General features: G+C 31.3%; 21 protein-coding genes. 14 read left to right on the top strand and 7 right to left on the bottom strand.

Annotated elements, in window-relative coordinates; genetic code table 11:
* Window positions 1-33: 33 nt before the first annotated feature.
* From ACVC5O_RS13040 to ACVC5O_RS13015, 6 genes are all read left to right on the top strand, one after another.
* Window positions 34-1,056, top strand: a complete 1,023-nt coding sequence (locus ACVC5O_RS13040) for a YncE family protein (RefSeq protein WP_452221928.1) — start codon at window positions 34-36, stop codon at window positions 1,054-1,056.
* A gap of 119 nt (window positions 1,057-1,175) precedes the next feature.
* Window positions 1,176-2,054: a PPK2 family polyphosphate kinase gene (locus tag ACVC5O_RS13035; RefSeq protein ID WP_452221927.1), complete on the top strand. Its 879-nt coding sequence runs from the start codon at window positions 1,176-1,178 to the stop codon at window positions 2,052-2,054.
* A gap of 104 nt (window positions 2,055-2,158) precedes the next feature.
* Window positions 2,159-3,559, top strand: coding sequence for a M20/M25/M40 family metallo-hydrolase (locus ACVC5O_RS13030; protein ID WP_452221926.1), 1,401 nt, complete (start codon window positions 2,159-2,161; stop codon window positions 3,557-3,559).
* Window positions 3,560-3,572: 13 nt separating this feature from the next.
* Window positions 3,573-4,298: a T9SS type A sorting domain-containing protein gene (locus tag ACVC5O_RS13025; protein ID WP_452221925.1), complete on the top strand. Its 726-nt coding sequence runs from the start codon at window positions 3,573-3,575 to the stop codon at window positions 4,296-4,298.
* Window positions 4,299-4,311: 13 nt separating this feature from the next.
* Complete coding sequence (locus ACVC5O_RS13020) at window positions 4,312-4,521, top strand: PLDc N-terminal domain-containing protein (RefSeq protein WP_452221924.1); 210 nt, start codon at window positions 4,312-4,314, stop codon at window positions 4,519-4,521.
* Between the two features lie 2 nt (window positions 4,522-4,523).
* Window positions 4,524-5,102: a hypothetical protein gene (locus ACVC5O_RS13015; RefSeq protein ID WP_452221923.1), complete on the top strand. Its 579-nt coding sequence runs from the start codon at window positions 4,524-4,526 to the stop codon at window positions 5,100-5,102.
* Window positions 5,103-5,113: 11 nt separating this feature from the next.
* On the opposite strand, the gene ACVC5O_RS13010 is transcribed toward ACVC5O_RS13015, so the two are convergent.
* Entirely contained in the window at window positions 5,114-5,620 is a 507-nt protein-coding gene (locus ACVC5O_RS13010) for a nuclear transport factor 2 family protein (RefSeq protein WP_452221922.1), read from the bottom strand.
* Between the two features lie 414 nt (window positions 5,621-6,034).
* Here ACVC5O_RS13010 and sucC point away from each other — a divergent pair, with 414 nt between their 5' ends.
* Window positions 6,035-7,228, top strand: coding sequence for an ADP-forming succinate--CoA ligase subunit beta (gene sucC, locus ACVC5O_RS13005; protein ID WP_452221921.1), 1,194 nt, complete (start codon window positions 6,035-6,037; stop codon window positions 7,226-7,228).
* A 134-nt stretch (window positions 7,229-7,362) separates the two neighbouring features.
* Window positions 7,363-8,367, top strand: a complete 1,005-nt coding sequence (locus ACVC5O_RS13000) for a T9SS type A sorting domain-containing protein (RefSeq protein WP_452221920.1) — start codon at window positions 7,363-7,365, stop codon at window positions 8,365-8,367.
* 42 nt (window positions 8,368-8,409) lie between these two features.
* On the opposite strand, the gene ACVC5O_RS12995 is transcribed toward ACVC5O_RS13000, so the two are convergent.
* Window positions 8,410-8,742, bottom strand: coding sequence for a DUF1456 family protein (locus ACVC5O_RS12995; RefSeq protein WP_452221919.1), 333 nt, complete (start codon window positions 8,740-8,742; stop codon window positions 8,410-8,412).
* Between the two features lie 429 nt (window positions 8,743-9,171).
* Here ACVC5O_RS12995 and ACVC5O_RS12990 point away from each other — a divergent pair, with 429 nt between their 5' ends.
* Window positions 9,172-9,573, top strand: coding sequence for a TerB family tellurite resistance protein (locus ACVC5O_RS12990; protein ID WP_452221918.1), 402 nt, complete (start codon window positions 9,172-9,174; stop codon window positions 9,571-9,573).
* 164 nt (window positions 9,574-9,737) lie between these two features.
* Here ACVC5O_RS12990 and ACVC5O_RS12985 read toward each other — a convergent pair whose 3' ends face one another.
* The 3 genes from ACVC5O_RS12985 to ACVC5O_RS12975 form a co-directional block, all read right to left on the bottom strand.
* On the bottom strand, window positions 9,738-10,205 hold the full coding sequence (locus ACVC5O_RS12985; RefSeq protein ID WP_452221917.1) for a hypothetical protein: 468 nt from the start codon (window positions 10,203-10,205) through the stop codon (window positions 9,738-9,740).
* A 37-nt stretch (window positions 10,206-10,242) separates the two neighbouring features.
* On the bottom strand, window positions 10,243-10,470 hold the full coding sequence (locus ACVC5O_RS12980) for a hypothetical protein (protein WP_452221916.1): 228 nt from the start codon (window positions 10,468-10,470) through the stop codon (window positions 10,243-10,245).
* A 113-nt stretch (window positions 10,471-10,583) separates the two neighbouring features.
* Window positions 10,584-11,057 (bottom strand): Hsp20/alpha crystallin family protein, encoded by a 474-nt coding sequence (locus ACVC5O_RS12975; RefSeq protein ID WP_452221915.1) that lies wholly within the window; start codon window positions 11,055-11,057, stop codon window positions 10,584-10,586.
* A gap of 399 nt (window positions 11,058-11,456) precedes the next feature.
* On the opposite strand from ACVC5O_RS12975, the gene ACVC5O_RS12970 reads away from it, so the two are divergent.
* The 5 genes from ACVC5O_RS12970 to ACVC5O_RS12950 all read left to right on the top strand — a co-directional run bounded on the left by ACVC5O_RS12970 (window position 11,457) and on the right by ACVC5O_RS12950 (window position 16,314).
* Window positions 11,457-11,708 carry a type II toxin-antitoxin system ParD family antitoxin gene (locus ACVC5O_RS12970; RefSeq protein WP_452221914.1) on the top strand — a complete coding sequence of 84 codons (252 nt, stop codon included), beginning with the start codon at window positions 11,457-11,459 and terminating at the stop codon, window positions 11,706-11,708.
* Window positions 11,701-12,000, top strand: a complete 300-nt coding sequence (locus ACVC5O_RS12965) for a type II toxin-antitoxin system RelE/ParE family toxin (RefSeq protein ID WP_452221913.1) — start codon at window positions 11,701-11,703, stop codon at window positions 11,998-12,000. Before ACVC5O_RS12970 ends, ACVC5O_RS12965 begins: the two co-directional genes overlap by 8 nt.
* A gap of 519 nt (window positions 12,001-12,519) precedes the next feature.
* Window positions 12,520-13,707, top strand: a complete 1,188-nt coding sequence (locus ACVC5O_RS12960; RefSeq protein WP_452221912.1) for an AAA family ATPase — start codon at window positions 12,520-12,522, stop codon at window positions 13,705-13,707.
* Between the two features lie 2 nt (window positions 13,708-13,709).
* Entirely contained in the window at window positions 13,710-14,699 is a 990-nt protein-coding gene (locus tag ACVC5O_RS12955; RefSeq protein ID WP_452221911.1) for a hypothetical protein, read from the top strand.
* 1 nt (window position 14,700) lies between these two features.
* Window positions 14,701-16,314 (top strand): DUF262 domain-containing protein, encoded by a 1,614-nt coding sequence (locus ACVC5O_RS12950; RefSeq protein ID WP_452221910.1) that lies wholly within the window; start codon window positions 14,701-14,703, stop codon window positions 16,312-16,314.
* A 335-nt stretch (window positions 16,315-16,649) separates the two neighbouring features.
* On the opposite strand, the gene uvrB is transcribed toward ACVC5O_RS12950, so the two are convergent.
* Both uvrB and ACVC5O_RS12940 read right to left on the bottom strand, forming a co-directional pair.
* Window positions 16,650-18,653 carry an excinuclease ABC subunit UvrB gene (gene uvrB, locus ACVC5O_RS12945; RefSeq protein WP_452221909.1) on the bottom strand — a complete coding sequence of 668 codons (2,004 nt, stop codon included), beginning with the start codon at window positions 18,651-18,653 and terminating at the stop codon, window positions 16,650-16,652.
* A 72-nt stretch (window positions 18,654-18,725) separates the two neighbouring features.
* Window positions 18,726-21,074: a choice-of-anchor L domain-containing protein gene (locus tag ACVC5O_RS12940; RefSeq protein ID WP_452221908.1), complete on the bottom strand. Its 2,349-nt coding sequence runs from the start codon at window positions 21,072-21,074 to the stop codon at window positions 18,726-18,728.
* Between the last annotated feature and the right edge of the window lie 67 nt (window positions 21,075-21,141).

The raw sequence follows: 21,141 nt of genomic DNA, 5'->3' as shown, positions 1-21,141 counted from the left end.
ATTAATTAAACTTTTTTAACAAACAATTTTATTATGAAAAAATTCACATTAGCACTTTTAGTTGTTATCACTTCATTTTTTTCCTGTAATAGTGATGATGATACTGTAGTAATTCCAGGAGATAATATCGACTATTTTGCAGTAGCCAATAGAGGTAGTGGTACTGTAACAATTTACAATGCAGATACCAAAGCAAAAATTACAGACATCACATTGCCAGATGCAGATGCAGCACCAACCTATGTAACTTACAGTACACAAAGAGATATGCTGTACGTTTCAGATTTTAATAACTCTAAAGTTATTGCTTACAATGCAGCAGATTTTTCTGTAGCAGATACATATACTACTCAAATGGGATCGTTTCACATGTGGTTAAATGATACTGCAGATCAATTATGGGTAAATAACATTTCAGCAAAAACAACCTCTGTAATTAATTTAGAAACTGGTAACACAATAGATAATTTAGATTTACCTTCAGGGATAATACTCAATGCAGATGCAGCACAACACGATGTTATTTTATCGCCAAATGGAGACTATGCCTATGTAAGCATATTTTCTCAAGCAGGTAATAATTACGTTACTCAGTACAATACTACAGACTTAAGTGTTGTAGGCTCTGTGCAAGTAGGTGGTGATCCTCACCTAACAGTTAATAATAACTTTTTATATATTTTATCTCAAGCCGATGGTAATATAAAAGAATACAACTTTAACGATTTAAGCGAAACAGGTAAATCTGGTGATTACAGTAACGCACATGGTGTAACACAAGGTAATAATAATGATATCTACATCACCAATATTTCAGATAGAGCTATTGGTACTTACAATACTGCTACAGAAGCTATTGGCGCAACAGCAGATGCAACAGCTACAGCAGGAGCAGCTCATAATTTAGCATTTAATCCAAATGCAAACATACTAGCATTAACAATTTCTGGTGGTACTACTGTAGAGTTTTTCGACACAACAGCAACTACAATTACCGCATCTAGTGATGATAATTCTGGCGAAAATCCTTTCGGAATAGTTTACGCAGACAGATAAAATTAAATTAAAACACACTTAAAAAGCTTGGATAGTTACTATCCAAGCTTTTTTGTTTTAAATCACTAAATAGTTTACAGAAAATATTGATATCTTTAAAACAAATTAAAAATTTAAAAGTGAAAAATATTACTATTAGTGACTTTAAAGTCACGTCCAAAATACAACTCTCAAAACAGTCCACAACCTATAATTTAGAAGCCGAAGAAAACGCAGTAAAAAAAGAATTAAAAAGCGTTAGAAAAAAATTAGGTAAAATACAGGACACACTCTATGCGCACGATAAATACGCAGTATTAGTCTGTTTACAAGGTATGGACACCTCTGGTAAAGACAGTTTAATACGCGAAGTCTTTAAAGATTTTAATGCACGAGGCGTACAAGTTTATAGCTTTAAAGTACCAACAGCTTTAGAGCGCGATCACGATTACTTATGGCGACATTATTTAGCATTACCACCTCGCGGAAAATTTGGAGTTCATAACAGAACCCATTACGAAAACGTACTAGTAACACGTGTGCATCCAGAATATATATTAGGCGAACAACTGCCAAATGTACACAGTATAGACGATGTAAACGAGAAATTTTGGGACAAACGTTTTGAGCAAATAAACAACTTCGAAAAACACATAGCAGAAAACGGAACACTAATATTCAAGTTCTTTTTAAACCTCTCTAAAAACGAACAAAAAAATAGACTCCTACGTCGCTTAAACAAACAAGAAAAAAACTGGAAATTCTCTGCAGGCGATTTAAAAGAGCGCAAACTATGGGATAAATACCTAGAGTGTTACGAAGATGCTATAAATAGAACCTCAAAACCACATGCACCTTGGTTTACCATTCCGGCAGACAATAAACCAACAGCACGTTATTTGGTGGCAAAAATTATGTACGACACACTCAAAGAATATACAGATATTAAAGAACCAGAATTAGATGCAGAAACCAAAGCCAATATCGATTTATACAAACAACAATTAAATAAAGAATAGTATAATAATGGCGTTACCACAAGGGTCGCGCTTTCCGTTATATCTTTTTTTGCCATATATGGCAGCAAAAAAAGGATGCCACATCAATCGCTAACGCACTTACCATGAAACAGATAGTATTTATTTTAACACTAGTAATATCAATTAACGTCAATGCGCAAACAGACGAAGAAATTATGCGTACCATTTACACACAATCACTCACCAATGGTAAAAGTTACCAGTGGTTAGACCATTTGTCTAACCAAATTGGAGGCCGTTTGTCAGGCTCAGAAAACGCCGAAAAAGCAGTACAATACACAAAATCCGAACTCGAAAAACTAGGACTAGACAAAGTCTGGTTGCAAGACGTTATGGTGCCAAAATGGGTTCGAGGCGATAAAGAAGTCGGTTACTTTTCAACAAACGGAAACAAACAAGATGTAAACATTTGTGCCTTAGGAGGCTCTGTAGCCACACCCAAAAATGGATTAGAAGCCAAAGTTATAGAAGTTAAAAGCTTTGAGGAATTAGAAGCCTTAGGAGCAGAAAAAGTAAAAGGAAAAATAGTATTCTTTAATGGCGCAATGGATCCAACACTTATAAATACCTTCGAGGCTTATGGAGGTTGCTCAAAACAACGTTATGCAGGCGCTTACGAAGCAGGTAAATTAGGAGCAGTTGGTGTAATTGTACGCTCGTTAAATTTACGTCAAGACGATTTGCCACACACAGGCAGTATGGGCTATTTAGACTTACCAAACGATAAACGCATTCCCTCTGCAGCAATAAGTACCAACGATGCTAATACATTATCTCAAGCATTAAAAGAAGACAGTAATCTAAAATTTTATTTTAAACAAAATTGCGAACAATTTGAAGATGTATTATCCTATAATGTAATTGGAGAAATTACAGGTAGCGAATTCCCAAACGAATATATGGTTGTAGGTGGCCATTTAGACTCTTGGGATTTAGGAGATGGCTCGCATGACGATGGAGCAGGAGTAGTACAATCTATGGACGTTATTCGATTATTAAAACAAAGTGGAGTAACACCAAAACGTACCATTAGAGTGGTCTTATTTATGAACGAAGAAAATGGACTACGAGGAGGTAAAAAATATGCCGAAGAAGCCAAGCGTAAAAACGAAAACCACGTGTTTGCCTTAGAGAGTGATTCAGGTGGCTTTACACCAAGAGGCTTTAGTTTTGATTGTAGTGATGCTAATTTAGAGCGTATAACAAGTTGGAAACCATTATTTAAACCCTATTTAATTCACTATTTCGAAAAAGGCTATAGTGGAGCAGATGTTGGACCTCTAAAAACCGATTCTAATATATTAGCAGGTTTGCGTCCAGATTCTCAACGCTATTTCGACCATCATCACGCTGCAAACGATACCTTTGATGCAGTAAATAAACGCGAATTAGAAATTGGAGCAGCAACCATGACTGGCTTAATTTATTTATTCGATAAATATGGCGTTAACCCTTTGCCAAACGTAAAAACAATTAAAAATTAATACTCTATTTGGAATGAAACGTATTGTTTTATTAATAGCAATTTTAAATATTAGCTTTTTGTCAATAAAAGTCAATGCGCAAGATCCAGAACTTACTCAGAATTCTTGGTATTTGCAAAATCTAATTATTGATGGAGACGATAATTTTCCTCCTTCAAATTCAGAGGTTCAGCAAGTAACTTTAGAGTTTGATACTGTTGATTATGATTTTTCAACAAAAGTATTTAATACTATGTTTAGCCCAATAGATATAACTTATAATACAACAAACACAGCATTTACCGTCAATAGTTTAACTCAGACTTTAAGCGTAGCGAATTTACAGGAGAATCAGGATTTCGAAATAGTTTACTTTCAAGAGTTTTGGTATCCTAATGATGGAGCGTTATTATCATATACGATTGTTCAAAATACTAATGGTAGCAGAACATTAACTATAACTGCAACTAATGGAGACCAAGCTATATACGGAAGTTCGGTTTTAAACACAAAACAAGAGTCCCTTAAAACTATCGAAATTTATCCAAATCCAGTAGTAAATCAATTAACTTTAAAAACTATTAATAATAAACTTAGTGTTTCTGTTTTCAATAGTAATGGACAACTTAAAATGACTAAAAATATAGAATCTGCTAATTCTACTTCAATAAATATTGAAGCGTTAAAAGCAGGAATTTATTTTTTCGTTTTTAAATCTAAAAATGGCAAAACCGAAACAAGAAAAGTAGTTAAAATTTAATACAATTAAAATCATGACACATTTAGGAGTAGTAGGACCATGGCAAATAATAATAATACTTTGCGTATTTATATTTCCCATTATTGCAATAATAGATATTGTAATAAATGAGTTTAAAGGTAAAAACGACAAATTAATTTGGATTTTAATTGTGCTCTTTTTTAGTTTAGTAGGCACACTTTTGTATTTTATAATTGGAACAAAACAAAAAATTAAAAAGTAATTATGAAGAATTTTTGTAGTGTTATAGCACTGTTGTTAATTATGGTTTCAACTGCTCAAAATAAAGATGCCTCAACGCAATTACCATTTTATGAGCTGCCAGAAGCTTCAGAACACTATACTGCTGGTACAGTAGCAGCAAGACAAGTAGAGGCTTTAGGATTTAGATTCTATCATGCAAGTGATGGGTTAACCAAAAAAGATTTAGCCTATAAACCAAACGAAGAAGCAAGAACCTCATTAGAGACCATTCAGCATATTTACGATTTGTCTTTAATTGTACTAAATTCTACGTTGAAAAAACCGAACATAAGAGATAATAAAGAAATACTTTCCTATTTGGAATTAAGAGCACAAACACTCAAAAATTTACAACAAGCAGCAGCTATTTTAAAAGCAAGTGACGATATCTCACAATTCAAAATAATATTTGGAGAGCGTGAAATTCCATATTGGAATACTATTAATGGACCAATAAGCGATGCGATTTGGCATTGTGGACAATTAGCGTCTTTTAGACGTATAACAGACAATCCAATTAACTCTAAAGTAAATCATTTTACAGGAACAGTAAAGGAGTGATCATTAAAAGCCTACAAAGTATCCCTCAAACGCTTCATTTCTAAATCCCTTAACTCTAGTGCTAATTCGCTAGCATCCCAATAACCATACTCTAGTACTATTTTTCCGTTTAAAAACTGATAAGTAATGTGAACTGGGATTTGAATTTTCTTGTTGTTTTCATTGAGGTTACCTTCCCAAATTCCCCAAAAATTAACCCATTTTTTTCCATCATCGTCAGTAATCATTTCATATTCTCTTCTATCGTCTTCAAAAGCTCTGGTTAAAAAACTAGAATCATTTTTTTTATGATATTCAGGGAGTTTTGTAGCCGTAAAATAATTGTTTCTGGTGTTATAATACACTTTTGCAGTATCTGCATAGTGAGAGACTAAACTGTCCCATTTCATATAATCGTAATTATTTATTGCTGTTTTTACAATGTCAATCTCTGGTGAGTTTTGAGTGTAACGCGACGAATTTGTTGTGCAGGATACTAATATTAAAATCAATACTCCTATTCCTATTACATTTTTCATACAAAAGAATTTTAGTTGTGGTTTCTATTTAAAGTAGGATTATTTGTAAGTGTAAACTGTTTGCTTAACAAATAATGGCGTTATTTGGTAGTTGAGGTTGATTGATAAGGCATCTTGTAATTCTTCCTTTAAAATACAAAAAAGTAATGACTTACACGTTGTTTTCTTATGTATTTAACTCATTATCAGCTTATTTTAGTGGTTAGTGTTGAGTTTTTTTTATAAAACGCATTATAAATTTTATCTAAAACTCTTCAGTTTAAACTAAAGAAAGTGCTTATAATTGCCAGTATAAAGAGTGTTAATAATCCGTATTAAAAAATATTGGTTAAAAGACTTTGGTTATGTATTTTTGCAACATCAAAAAATTTGGAAAATTCTCTATAAAGAGAAAATTATAAATATAACTTTACTATGAATTTACACGAATATCAAGGAAAAGAATTATTAAGCAGCTTTGGCGTACGTATCCAACGTGGTATCGTTGCACAAAATGCTCAAGAAGCAGTTGCAGCAGCAAAAAAGTTAACTGAAGATACAGGAACAGGTTGGCACGTTATTAAAGCTCAGGTTCATGCTGGTGGACGTGGAAAAGGTGGAGGAGTTAAGCTTGCTAAAAGCTTAGAGCAAGTTGAAGAAATTGCAGGACAAATAATAGGTATGGATTTGGTAACACCACAAACTTCGGCAGAAGGGAAGCGTGTTCACCAAGTATTAGTTGCAGAAGATGTGTACTATCCTGGAGATACTGAGCCAGAAGAATACTATATGTCTGTATTATTAAATAGAGGTTCTGGTAAAAATATGATTATGTATTCTACCGAAGGTGGAATGGATATTGAAACTGTTGCTGAAGAAACGCCACACTTAATTTTTCATGAAGAAATTGATCCTGCTACAGGAATTTTACCTTTCCAAGCACGTAAAATTGCTTTTAATTTAGGATTATCTGGAGCAGCTTTTAAAGACATGACAAAATTTGTAACTGCTTTATATACAGCTTACGATAAGTCAGATTCTTCTTTATTCGAAATTAACCCAGTATTAAAAACAAGTGATTCTAAAATTATGGCTGTAGATGCTAAAGTATCTTTAGACGATAATGCATTATTTAGACATAAAGATTTAGCCGCTTTACGCGATTTACGCGAAGAAAATGCCATTGAAGTAGAAGCAGGAGAACATGGTTTAAACTATGTAGACCTTGACGGAAACGTTGGTTGTATGGTAAATGGAGCAGGTTTAGCTATGGCAACCATGGATTTAATTAAGCAAGCAGGTGGAGAGCCAGCTAACTTTTTAGATGTTGGTGGTACTGCAGATGCTGCAAGAGTAGAAATTGCTTTCGAGCTTATTTTAAGAGATCCAGCGGTAAAAGCTATTTTAATTAACATTTTTGGTGGTATTGTACGTTGCGATCGTGTAGCGCAAGGTGTAATTGATGCCTATAAAAATATGGGTAATATCGAAGTGCCAATTATTGTACGTTTACAAGGTACAAATGCAGATATTGCTAAAAAATTAATCGATAATTCTGGATTAGACGTAATGAGTGCTACAGAATTTCAAGAAGCAGCAGATAAAGTACAAGCTGTTTTAGCAAAATAATTTTATCTTAATTTATATTTTAATTTATTAACCTACAAGTGCTTAATGTGCTTGTAGGTTTTTTTTATGTTCTATTTAAAGCCTTAGCAATGCCATTTTTTAGTATTTTTGAGTATTAATTAAATCCAAAAATTATGAAAATAAAATTACTATTACTTTTTTGTATTACTACAACACTTGCCATTGCGCAAGCACCAATAAATAACTATTTTAGTCCTGCAATGTCACAGTTTGCAATTGTATCTGGTACAATAGACCAAACACCTAATGGAGCCAATGCTGCTTGGGATTTTGGTACGCTCACATCTGGTGGTACAAATACAGATACTTATGCTGCTCCAACTGCAGGAGAACTAGCTAGTTATCCTGGAACCACACAAGTATTAACTATTACAGATAATGCCTCTAACACAAACCAAGCATTTTTTAAAGTAACAGGTTCAGCTTTATCTTTAATTGGAGCCAGTAATCCTGAGTTTACCTTAGATTACAATACAGACAATGCATTAGTTGGGTCGTATCCATTAACTTTTGGCGGAACTGCAACTGTAGATGCTATTGCTGGTACAATTAATGCGCAAGGTCAGTCACCTACATATACTGGTACTATAATTACAGAAGTGGATGCTTATGGAATGTTGGATTTTGAAGTTACAGGACAAGGCACTTATACTGGAAGTGTAACACGTATAAAATCTGAACAATCAATTAATTTTACGCTCTTCGGGTTTATTCCTGGAACTGCTTTAATTACAAGTTATAATTATTATAAAGATGCTGATGGTGCTTTAGTATTTAGAACATCCGAAGGGAATGTAAGTGTGCCTGGCGCTAATATTAATGAGTCTTTTTCTTCTGCGGAAGCATTAATAACAAACACATTATCTATAAACCAGAACGACTTAATAGCTAATACAATGAGTCTTTATCCTAACCCAACAGAAAATGTATTGACTATTAAAATTAATAATACAGTTGCTATACAATCTGTGAAAATTATAGATATTAATGGCAGAACAGTATTAACTGCAGAAGGGAATGCTAATACTATAAACGTGAATGCATTACAAACAGGACTTTATACAGTATCTATAATTACTGAATATGGTATAGTAAACAAAAAATTTATTAAAAAATAATAACAGTGTAATTGCAAACTAAATAAAACTTAAAAGAGCAACTTAATCGTTGCTCTTTTTGTTTTTAGGAATCGTTTTTAATAGATTCTTTTTATTGCTAAATTTTTTAGGATGTGCTTTTTTAGAAGGTGTTGTTTTTGTTTTATCTTCCTTCTTTGGCATTGGACCTCTTAAATGAATGACTAATCCATTTAAGAAATTACGTAATATTTGGTCTCCACATTCTACATAATTAGGATGGTCTTCTCGTCTAAAAAAAGCGCTTAATTCGCTTTTAGAAACTCTAAAATCTACTAATTCTAATATTTTAATAATATCGTCGTCTCGTAACTTATGTGCTACTCTTAGTTTTTTAAATATGTCATTATTTGTCATATCACAAAGTTATTAGTATTTGCTTAAACAAGTTAACTATTTTAAAAGTTTTCTTATGTAATTAATTAACACTTTAGAATTTAAAAGTATAGATATGTTACAAAAAATATGAAAACTAATGCAGTTTACATTTTTTAGGTTGAATGTGTTTTTTCGTTAATTTATTTTATTCAATTTGCGATAAGACGTTTAACGTTTAATGTGGCTAACCTATTTAAAATCTGTACTATAAGTAAGATTTTTAGTGCAGTTTAACGATAAGTTTAGGTGTAGAAAATTTAAATGTTTATTGTTTTTTTTATAATAAAAAGACCAAAAGCTTTAATTATCGATATAAACCAAGCATTTATTCGATGAGTTACAAGTAATGGCTGATGATAAAATATAGATTTTTTATAATTTTATAATGTTACTAAATAACACTCAATAATGGTAAATAGAGTAGAAAAATTAAGTTTACTTTCCGAAATGATTTCATTTGCAAAATGTGATCAACCCATTAAATCTGTAGAATATGATTTTTTACTTGGTGTCGCCAAGCAATTAGAAATTTCTAGAGAGGATTTTGATTACCTTGTAGAGAACCCAATAAACTACATTCACCTTAATTCTCATAGTGAACGTATAATACAATTTCATAGATTGGTTTTACTTATGAATGTGGATAATGAAACTTCAAAAAAAGAGATTATAAAACTATTTAATTTTGGTTTAAGAATGGGTTTAAGTCATGAGTCTATTACAAGAGTTTTGTATTTAATGGATAGCTTTCCAAATAAAATAGTACCACCAGACGTCCTTATCGATATTTTCAAGGTTCAGTATAATTAAGTGAAACTCTAAATTGAAAAGCCTTTTGGCGCATTCAATTTAGTTAGTTGAACTTATTCCTGCGCAGGCAGATATCTCAAAAACAAATAACTCTCTAAATTACAAAGCTTTTTATACTTTTAATTTAGAGAGTTGAAATTTAGAAATCAAAACGTATTTGTGTGTTAATTTCCAGATGCGTTATACTCAGATTGGTATTTTTTCAAAAATTCTTTTTGGTTTTCAATCATTTGTTCTTTCATTTTAATAAGTTCAGAAAACTCTTTACCAAAATCATTCTCAAAAAAATTATTATTAAAAAAATGCTTAGTAAAAAGCGAGTCTGGAGTAAACAAATCTTCAAAACTATCCTGTTTTAAGTTTGAGAAATTTTTAAAAAATTTAGATTCAAAATTTGCTAGTAAACTGTCTTTTTCAATGGAAGATAATTTATCATAGTTAGTACTAGACGACCAAGTATATATACTGTCGTATCTAATTAAATTTCCATTTTCATCAAACTCTTTATCTACTTTCCAAGTGCCTTTAGGTGTCTCAGTTGTTTTAATTTGGTTTTCTTCTTCTTTAGGATTTTGTCCATTACAACTTAAACTAACTAAGGCTAAACTTAAAATTAAAATATACTTTTTCATTGCATAAATTTTAAATTAGAATTTAACTTAAAATGGGTTAGGCATTATAGATACCACCAGTTTCGAGCGATTTTATTAGTTTATTTTGATTAAATACGTTGCAAAACCGTTTGCCATCTTTATACCAAACACATTCTAAATGGGTATTGTTACTTGTTAAGCCAAATATATTTTTTACTGGTACATATTTAAGTACTTCCATTTTTGGCTTATCAGAGGTTCCTTTTAATTTAACCCAATCTCCAGGTTTAAATTTTCTTCTCATAATAAAAACTTTAAAATAGTTGTACATTAATAGGTATAACTAAGTAAAGTTAGAGGTTGTAATTAACCTCTAACTTTAAAGCTTATTAAAATCAATTTGTGACGTTAAAGCGATTAAGAAATTTTAATCGTTCTGGCTGGTTTTTTCTTTGCTTCTTCACGTTTAGGTAAAAGAATATTTAAAATACCATCTTTGTATTTGGCTTCAATTTTATCCTCATCTACACTTTCTGGTAACGTAAACGTTCTTTTAAAAGAAGAGAACTCAAACTCTTTACGTGTATATCCTTCTTCTTGGTGTTCATCTTCTTTTTTAACTTCTGTAGAGATGGACAACACTTGGTTATCGAGATCTAAATTAAAATCATTTTTCTTTAAACCAGGAGCAGCTAATTCTACTAAAAATGCCTCTGCATTTTCTTTGATATTAACTTTTGGTAAAGAAAGTTCGGTTGTAAAATTAGAACTGAACATTGATGGTAAATTACTGTTTAGTACTTCGTCTAACCAGTTGAATCTTGGGAAGTTTACAGTTGAATTAGTGTTTGTTAAACTTCCGTTTTTAGGAACATTAATTAAATTGCTCATAATTACAAAATTTTAAATTAAACATTATTTCAAATATTGATATATAGTTATCAATCTTACCAAAATAGAAGCAAAAAAAATACCAAACTTGGTAAAATCGATTTTTGTTTATTAGTATTAAAAATATATTAGTCTTTATAAGGAAAACTAACAAATTGACAGATTTTATACTGAAATTCTGTCATTTTTTATAAAATAAAGTATTATAAATTTCTGATTTTTAACTATTTAAAAATAAATTTTTCTTTGCTTTTAATTGTGATTTTTTACGCTAAATTCGATTATCATCTGAAATAAAACATTGAAACGATTTTATATTAACGAAGCATAGTAAGCAATTTGAGGAAAATTTTGAGAATATACCAAATTTTGGTATATTTATATTAAATTAATTTTAAAATGAACAAAAACACATCAATATCACTCGGAAATTATTTTGACCAATTCGTCCAAAGTAGTATTAACGAAGGAAGATTTAAAAACGTTAGCGAAGTTATTCGTGCAGGATTAAGACTTTTGGAAGAAGAAGAAAACAAAGTGATTGCTTTAAAAAACGCAATTCAAGAAGGAATTGACAGCGGAATTGCTCACGATTTTGACCCAAAAAAACATCTTGAATCCCTAAAAGCGAAAAAAAACTTGAATGTCTGAATATAAACTGACGAACAAAGCTGTTGCTGATTTATCAATAATCTGGGAATATACATTTGAGGTTTGGTCTGAAAAACAAGCTGACAAATATTATGATGATTTAATTTCATATTGTGAGGAAATAGCTAAAAATCCAGATTTAGGAAAACAATACGAGGGAATTTCAAAACAACTTCTCGGAATTCAAGTAAACCGACACATAATATTTTATCGATTATTAAGTGAAGATTATATTGAAATAACAAGAGTCTTACACGAAAGAATGGATTTAAAAAAAAGAATAGCTGAATAAAAACTGCGTAGAACAAAGTTTATAATTCATTGCTAGTTCTCGCCTAGCTGGAAATTCCTTCGGAATTTCCTCTGGTTCGTTTTTGTTTACTAAATTAGTTACTTAAATACGCAACAAACCATATACAAACACAATAATCGAACTCCACAAAAAACCTAAGCCTTCAACTCTTATAACTTACCTTGATAACTTTTAATATCGTCACGAAGTTTTGCAGCAACAATACAATCAAAGGCTTTTGCGACAGCTTCCATTGTTTTTGTGCTATTAATTATAATATTTTAGGCACTTTTTAAACTTGACTTTCTCTATTTTTTACGCTAACTTCGATTATCGTCTGATATAAAACATTGAAACGATTTTATATCAACGAAACATTGTACACAAGCTAAAAAAACGAACTACATCACGTTCAAACACATTTAATTTTGTTCGTGCCTCTCAAAATCAAAAGAGTTTTCCCTAACTCATTATTATTATCTAAATTTGATTACTAACAAAAAAATAATTTACTTAAAAATGATTAATAAAATATCTTTTAAAAATTATAAATCATTTAAGGATGAACAAGTTTTAGAATTAAAACCTTTAACTGTAATCATTGGAAAAAATAGTTCAGGAAAAAGTGCTGTGGTTAAACTACCTACACTAATAGAAGGTTCACTGTCAGGCAATTTTGAAGACCCAATATTAACTGTAAACAATGAAGTAGAATTAGGTGCTGAATTCAGAGATTTGATTTATGGACGAGAGGTAGGAACTCTAAACTTAACATTAGAACAAGGAGATGAAAAATTAAAACTTGAAATAGCTTCTGGTTTAAAAGAAACTGACCTTCCTAAAATAAGAAAATGGAATTTAAATAATCAAGTAGATTTAATATATAAAGATATTCAAGACACTTATTACGATAATCTCACCAAACAAACAATCAAAGTTAATTTCAATGGTTTTAATATTGAATCTATTGATAATTCTAGCTTGGAAAATTTGATTGGTAAAAAATTGACATTAAACACAAATTACATTGGACCTTTTCGAGATGTTCCAAATCGCACGTATAGTAGTCGAGGTAATACAAAAAGTTTAAAGAATGGAATTAGAGGAGAATTGACATACCAAATTCTTTTACGAGATTATCTTTATAACGAAGGTAAACTTATCAAGCAAGTTAGTAATTGGTACGAAGAGAACTTTGATGGTTGGGGATTACAAATTAATTCAAACTCAAAACCTGATTATAAAATAGAATTAAAAAGAAGTAATCCTGAGTTTAGCATAAACCTTAGAGATGTTGGAGAAGGAATGAGCCAAGTATTACCTTTGGTCGTAAGTGCTTTTACAGATGATGAAGATGAAATTCTTACTATTTTAGAGCAACCAGAATTGCATTTACATCCAGCTGCACATGGAAATCTTGCTCAATTATTTGCCGATTCAACTAAGAAAACTAAAAATAAATTTCTAATTGAAACTCATTCAAATAATTTTGTTCTAAGAATAAGAAGATTAATAGCTCAAAAAGATTTAAATAATAATGATGTAGCACTATATTCTGTAGAGTACGATTCGGTTAACAACACAAGTATATTGAAAAAAATAGATATTCTTGAAAATGGAGATGTTTCTTATTGGCCAACAAATGTGTTTAGTGAAGCACTTGACGAAACCATAGCTATACGAACAGCGCAATTAGACCGTAAATAGATATGCTCATTAAATTTGATTCTGACTTATTCCATCAAGAAGTTAATACAAAAGATATATCTTTTTTAATAGCGATATTCTCTGATAATTATAGATATGACTTTATAGCTGAATTATCTGAAATTAATAATTCAAGTTTATTTAATCAACTTTCACCAATTGATCAAAAATTGTTGGAAGAATATTTTAACAGATATGTTACTCAGCCAAAAAAAGAAATAAATTTTAGAGTATCATTAAAAAATGAATCTGATAAAGATTTGAATTTTGAGGAATCTAAAATATTCTTTAATCAACAATATTTATTAATCTTAGAAAACAATCTAAATGATGGATATTTTGTAGATACAATTATAAATTGCTTTAAATCAAAAGCGAGAAAAATTAGTAGACACAAAAACAAGGATTGGTTAGTTTATTATAATGGTGGCGGTTGTACTAATATAGAAAACACTATAGAGGCAAATAAAAAAAGATACCAACACTTACCAAAAGATAACCACAAATATTTAAGATGCTTTGTTCTCATTGATAGTGACAAAAAATTCCCAACTCAAGGAAATTCAGCAGAAAGACAAAAATTATTTGATTATCTGGATGAAAACGAAATAAAATATCATCAATTATACAAACGTGAGGCAGAAAATTATTTACCTTTTGAAATTCTTGAAAAAATTGAACAAAACGAAGACTTTATTAAAGTTTATAAAAGATTAAATGACGACGTCAAAGATTTTATAGATTTAGAAAATGGTTTTCCTGATAAAAATAGAGATACATTAACACCTGAATTATCAAATTTATATAAAAATGTTTCAGATGATGATTACAATTTTCTTAGGAAGAATAGTTTAAAAATTAATAACTTTAAGGCAGAATTGCCAAAACTATTTATTAAGGCTAATAAAGAGGCATTAAAGGATAGAATTAAGCATCAAGTGGATTCTAATGAATTTGAGACTTTATTAGAAAAAATAACCAACGAACTTTAAAATGAGTAAGCAAATACAAGTCAAACCAGATGTTCATAGGATTCTTAAATTCCTTTCTTTAATTGAAGATGGTAAATTTAAAATTCCAACTTTTCAAAGGGATTTTGTTTGGGGAGACAAAGAAAAAATTGAATTATTTGACAGTATTAGTAAAGAATATCCTATCGGCTCAATTCTTTTATGGCAACCTAAAAGTAATTTTGCCAATAAATCAGATATTGGTCCTTATAAAATAAAGCAGAACAGTGATTCTAATTATTTCTATATTTTGGATGGTTTTCAAAGATTGTCGACTCTTTTTGGATGTTTGACAAACCCAAATAAAACAGAATTAGAAATTGACAGAGAGAAACTTGAAAAAGAGTTTACAATGTTCTATGATTTGGAAGAGGAAGAATTCAAAATGAAAAAAAGAAATTCTATCACAGAAATCCCTGTTTATCAACTAGTAGATACATTTGAATTTTTAAATTATATAGATACGCTTAGGAATGAAGATATAGACCCAGAAGACGTTAGTAAATATATTGAACGCGCTAAAAAACTATCCTCAACTTTAATAGATTACCAAATCCCTTCAATCGAAATTTATGGTGGTGGTATTAAAGATGCTGTTGATATATTTTCAAGAGTTAATTCTAAGGGAATTGACATTTCGTCCGATTGGATGCTATCTGCATTAACTTCAAATGAAGACAATGGTTTTAATCTCGGCGAATTATTTGAAGAATTATTAATTGATTTAAGAGAATATAATTTTCATAAAATAAAAAGAGAAATACTAGTTCAGTGTATTCAAAGTTCTTTTGGAAAAATTTACTTTGATCAACCCATTGAAAGTTTAGTAAATTTAGAATCTTTTAGGAACACTTCATTAAAAGCTATATCCAGCATAAAAAAAGCGGTCCAATTCTTATTTGAAAACTTATTAGTAGTTGACAAAAGATTATTGCCTTATAATAATCAGCTAATATTTTTAACACACTTTTTTAATAATGTCGACGAACCTAATCCTAATCAGATAAATAAATTAAAGGATTGGTTTTGGATAACAACATACTCTAATTATTTTACTATTTTTTCACTTAGTAAAATAAGACTTGCATTTGAACAGTTTATTAAATTCACTTATAATGAATCTGAAAATCCAGTCTTTTTTGAAAAAAGCAATCAGTTATTTTTCACAGCAGATTTACCAAGTTCAGTGTCAGCAGGTAGTGTACGTTCAAAAGCATTTCAGCTGTTTTTATTAAATTATTCAAACGATTTTAATTCTGTAAATTCTTATGATATAGAAACATACAAATTAGTATCGTTATTTAAAGGAGATAGAAGCCATTCAGCAATTGTTCCTTTGTTAATTTATTCAAAAAATTCTAGATTGAATTTGCCTTTTGAGTATAATAAACAAAAAGATTTATCATACATTTTAAGCAATTACAACATTGATGATGAATTGGAAAAATTCTTTATTTTCCCTGAGTTTCGTGAATATAATGAAAGTCAAAACAAAGAAAGAATACTTGATTTAAGATTAGAAGCTATTCAGGAAGAGGAAAAAGCTTTTGTTGACGACTTAGATTTGGAATATGTAATGATTCTTTTACCATTCTAACTATTTAAAACAAGCACATTTAAATTTATTCGTGCCTCAAAAATTTAAAAGAGCTTTCACTTCTAGTTTCAATTGAAATTGATTTTTAATATTAGAAAAAATCTGAATGAATAAAAGCCAGTGTACAACAACGTGTATAAAACATAGCTATTATAGGCTTTCCGAGAGTTTTTTGCTTATTTACCAAGTACGCCAAATTTTTTATTTGGTTATATTTATAAAAGAAATTTAAACATAAAAATAAAAAATTCGGCTTGTGCTAAATCCGAAAAGTTAGCGTTTATTTATACGCTACGTTTCATACACAAGACCGATAATCGAACTCCACAAAAAACCTAAGCCTTCAACTCTTCTAACTTACCTTGATAACTTTTAATATCGTCACGAAGTTTTGCAGCAACAATAAAGTCTAAGGCTTTTGCAGCTGCTTCCATTGTTTTACGTTTTTCACGGATTTTCTTTTCCAATTCTGCTTTAGTTAAGTATTCACTTTCAGGTTCGGCAGCTTTTAAGGCTTCCAATTCATAACTATAGGTACTTACAGAGTTTTTAGATAATGCACTGTCTAAACTTTTATTTAATGCTTTTGGTACGAGATTATGTTTGGTGTTATAGTCTATTTGTTTTTGGCGTCTGTATTCGGTTTCGTCAATTGTTTTTTGCATGCTTTTGGTAATCTTGTCGGCATACATTATTGCTTTACCATTTAAGTTTCTTGCAGCTCTACCAACAGTTTGGGTTAGCGAGCGGTTAGAACGTAAAAACCCTTCTTTATCTGCATCTAAAATTGCGACTAAAGAGACTTCTGGTAAATCTAAACCTTCACGTAATAAATTTACACCAACTAGCACATCGTAAATTCCTTTACGTAAATCTTGCATTATTTGTACACGCTCTAATGTATCTACATCACTATGGATGTAATTTACTCTAATACTAATTCGGCTTAAATATTTAGTTAATTCTTCAGCCATACGTTTGGTTAATGTAGTGACTAAAGTACGTTCGTCTTTTTCTATACGTTGTTGGATTTCTTCAATTAAATCATCGATTTGGTTTAAGCTTGGACGAACTTCTATAATTGGATCTAACAAACCTGTTGGTCTAATCACTTGCTCAACATAAACACCATCGGTTTTTTGGAGTTCGTAATCTGCAGGAGTTGCACTCACGTAAACCACTTGGTTTTGTAAAGCTTCAAACTCTTCAAACTTTAAAGGCCTGTTATCCATTGCAGCTGGTAGTCTAAAACCATATTCGACTAGGTTTTCTTTTCTGCTTCTGTCTCCTCCATACATAGCATGGACTTGCGAAATGGTAACGTGACTCTCGTCAACAACCATTAAATAATCGTCTGGAAAATAATCTAATAAACAGAAAGGTCGCGTTCCTGGCAATCTGCCATCCAAATATCTAGAGTAGTTTTCAATACCAGAACAATAGCCTAATTCTCTAATCATTTCCAAATCAAATTCTGTACGTTCTTTAAGGCGTTTGGCTTCTAAGTGTTTACCAATGTCTTTAAAATAATCGTGTTGCTTTACCAGATCGTCTTGGATTTCTCTAATGGCACCTTGCAGTACGTCTGGCGAGGTTACAAACATGTTTGCTGGATAGATGTTTAATCGGTCGTATTTCTCAACAACTTCGTTGGTTTGAATATTGAAGGCTTCGATATCTTCAATTTCATCACCAAAAAAGTGAATCCTAAAAGCATCGTCTGCATAACTTGGGAAAATATCTACTGTATCGCCTTTTATTCTGAAGTTTCCATGTTTAAAATCTGCTTCAGTCCTAGAGTATAAACTTTGTACGAGTTGGTGTAATAATTTGGTACGCGAAATCACCTGATCGCGTTTTATAGTAATTACATTCTTCTGAAATTCCACAGGATTCCCAATACCATATAAGCAAGATACCGAAGCGACAACAAGTACATCGCGACGACCAGAGAGTAGAGAAGAGGTTGTGCTTAAACGCATCTTCTCAATTTCTTCGTTTATAGATAAATCCTTTTCAATATACACTCCAGAGGTTGGAATGTAGGCTTCTGGTTGATAATAATCGTAATAAGACACAAAATACTCAATAGCATTATTAGGAAAAAACTGTTTAAACTCTGAGTATAATTGAGCTGCTAAGGTTTTATTATGTGCTAAAACTAAGGTTGGTTTCTGTACCTCTTCAATAACATTAGCCATTGTAAACGTTTTTCCAGAGCCAGTTACACCAAGCAAGGTTTGGTACTTTTCGTTGGTGTTTAAACCATCCACTAATTGTTTTATCGCTTGTGGTTGGTCACCTGTTGGTTTAAAGTCGGATTCAATTTTAAATTGCATGTATTTATAGAACTAAAGAGTTGTGTCTTGTAAAATTAAGGAATATATAGCAGAAAAACTGGTATAGTAAAGTTAACGTAATAAAGAAAAATGTCCTCTATACTCCGTTCCATCTTTAAGCTTAGTATAATACCAATAATCTGTACTTGGTAAATTTTTCCCGTTAAGGGTTCCGTCCCAACCTCTTGTTTGCGGAGTAATTATGGTTATTAGTTTTCCATAGCGATTAAAAATGAACACTTTAGTATTAGCATCAAATTCTAAATCATTTCCAAAAGGATTCCAGGTTGGATTAAAGTGGTCTCCATTTGGTGAGAAATAACTTGGGAAACTTAGTACCGAAATGGTAAATGTATCTGAATCACTTCCGCACTCATTAATATCTCTCACATAAACCGTATGTGGTCCAAAAGATACACCAGTAAAAGTGTTACTTGTTTGGTAGCTTCCGTTTTCATTATCCAAAGCATATTCATAATTACCAGAACCACTAACATTTACAGTAACTGTATTATTTACTGCTAATGAGGTGTAATCTATACTTTCAATAATTGGATTGGACGAAGGGATAACTGTAATGTCTCGTGTCGCAGAACATCCATTAGGATCTGTAACGATTACAGTGTACGTTCCGATTTCGTTAGCTTCAAAAAAACTAGTGGTTACTGTTGTGGTTTGATTATTAAATAACCATTCGTAGTAATAATTACTAGGCGAATCGTTTTGCACTCCTCCAATTAAAGTAATGGTTTCTGGGAAGGTATTAGTACAGTATATAAGCGTTTCGTCTGGTAATACTTCTGGAGTATATAATGTATTTAGTGTAACTGAAGTTGTGGCGTAACATTGGCTGTCAGATTCTATTCTCACAAAAATTGTTTGCGAATTGGCTACTGTATTTGTAAAAGTTGCGCCTAACGGATTATTTGTGGTTAACGCATCCTGCTCAGCAAGATAGTAACTAATAGAAGCCTCTCCTGGAATTTGAGTTGCAATTGAAGCACTTATGGCTTCTAAATCGAAAGTTGTAAAACCATCTACTGGACTGTTATCACATTCAAAAACGGGATTTATTGTAAAAGAATTGTTGCTAGTTTCTAAAGTTAACTCTGCAATTGTGTAGCATCCTAGCTGATTTTCGACACGAGCAAACAAAACTTGAGAAACACTTGTGTTTTCAAATTGAGTAGCTGTTTGTATTGGATTTGTGTTGTTTTCGGCTTCGGTTTGCGTTAAAAAGAAGTCTGTTATAAATATAGAATCGTCGTTATTAGTAATTTCGTCTTCGGCATTAAATAAATCATAGACAGATAATCCTGCTTGGTCGCTTTCGCAGTTAATTAGTGTAGTATCAACAACTACAGGAACCAGAAAATACTCTATAGTAACATCTCCATATACAATGCAACCATTATTTAGGAGTATTTCTACTTGATACGCTCCAGCTTCGGTAACATCAAATTCGAAACAATTTGCGCAAGAATTAGCAGTTTGTAACACACCATCTTTAAACCAAGAGTAGGTTGCAGCATCTGGATTAAACGCATTGAGTGTTAAGGTCTCGTTTTCGCATAAAGGATTTCCTGTAGCAATTAATTGGTCTGGACCTAAATCTGTGCTTAATTGAAAACTGCCAGCTTCTAAAAACACAGCAGAGTCGAATCTAAAATTTTGCTCATCTGCGATAACTAACTTTACTTGATAGGTTTGGTTAGGAACTATTACAGCAGTAGCTGTTAAAATATCCGTTTGGCCATTAAAATTTATAGGTTCGTAGTTAGAGTCGTTCCAACTTCCAAAATAAGTTTCGTTTATTGGGTCACAAGAACCAGGAATACCAGAATGTACTGTGGTTACTTTTACTGGTGTTTGCGTGTCTGGTACTAAAGCAATATTACTAAATTGTTGTTCACCTAATGGTCGAATTAAAAAACCAAATAAATCTGAAAACTGACAGGTATTTGAATTGCCTTCTTGGTATTCTTCTGAAGCAAAAAGATATCGAAAACTTACTGCTTCTGCATTAGATGTAAATTCAAACTCTAAGATTGTAGCATTAGTTGTGTTATTTTCATCCAAAATAACTTCTAAATCATTGTCTCCATTCCAATTTGGTGCATCATCATCACTCAAGCTAGTATTTGGTCCAGGTACATTACTTAAACGTCCTGTACTTAAAACAATACCATTTTGAAAAGGGAATGTAGTTCCTGTGGCATCGAAATAACCATAACTTTGGTCTGCACCTCCAAAATCACCACCAACGACATTGGTGACTTGTACATTAGAAATACAATCGCTATCGATAAGGATATCCTCTACTAACTGTTGAGGCGAATACGTTTGGCTATCTACTGTAATGTTTTGGGAAACCCCAAAAAAAGACAGTAAAAAAAAGGTGTAAAACAAAAAATTCTTCATCAATTGCAATTGGAGTGCAAAGATAAAGAACTCTTTAAATTTATATATTATAAAATGTGTTAAAGCC

Source organism: Lacinutrix salivirga (genome assembly GCF_053604675.1).
Note: the sequence above shows the minus strand (reverse complement) of the source record. Positions and strands in the feature narration are given on the sequence as shown.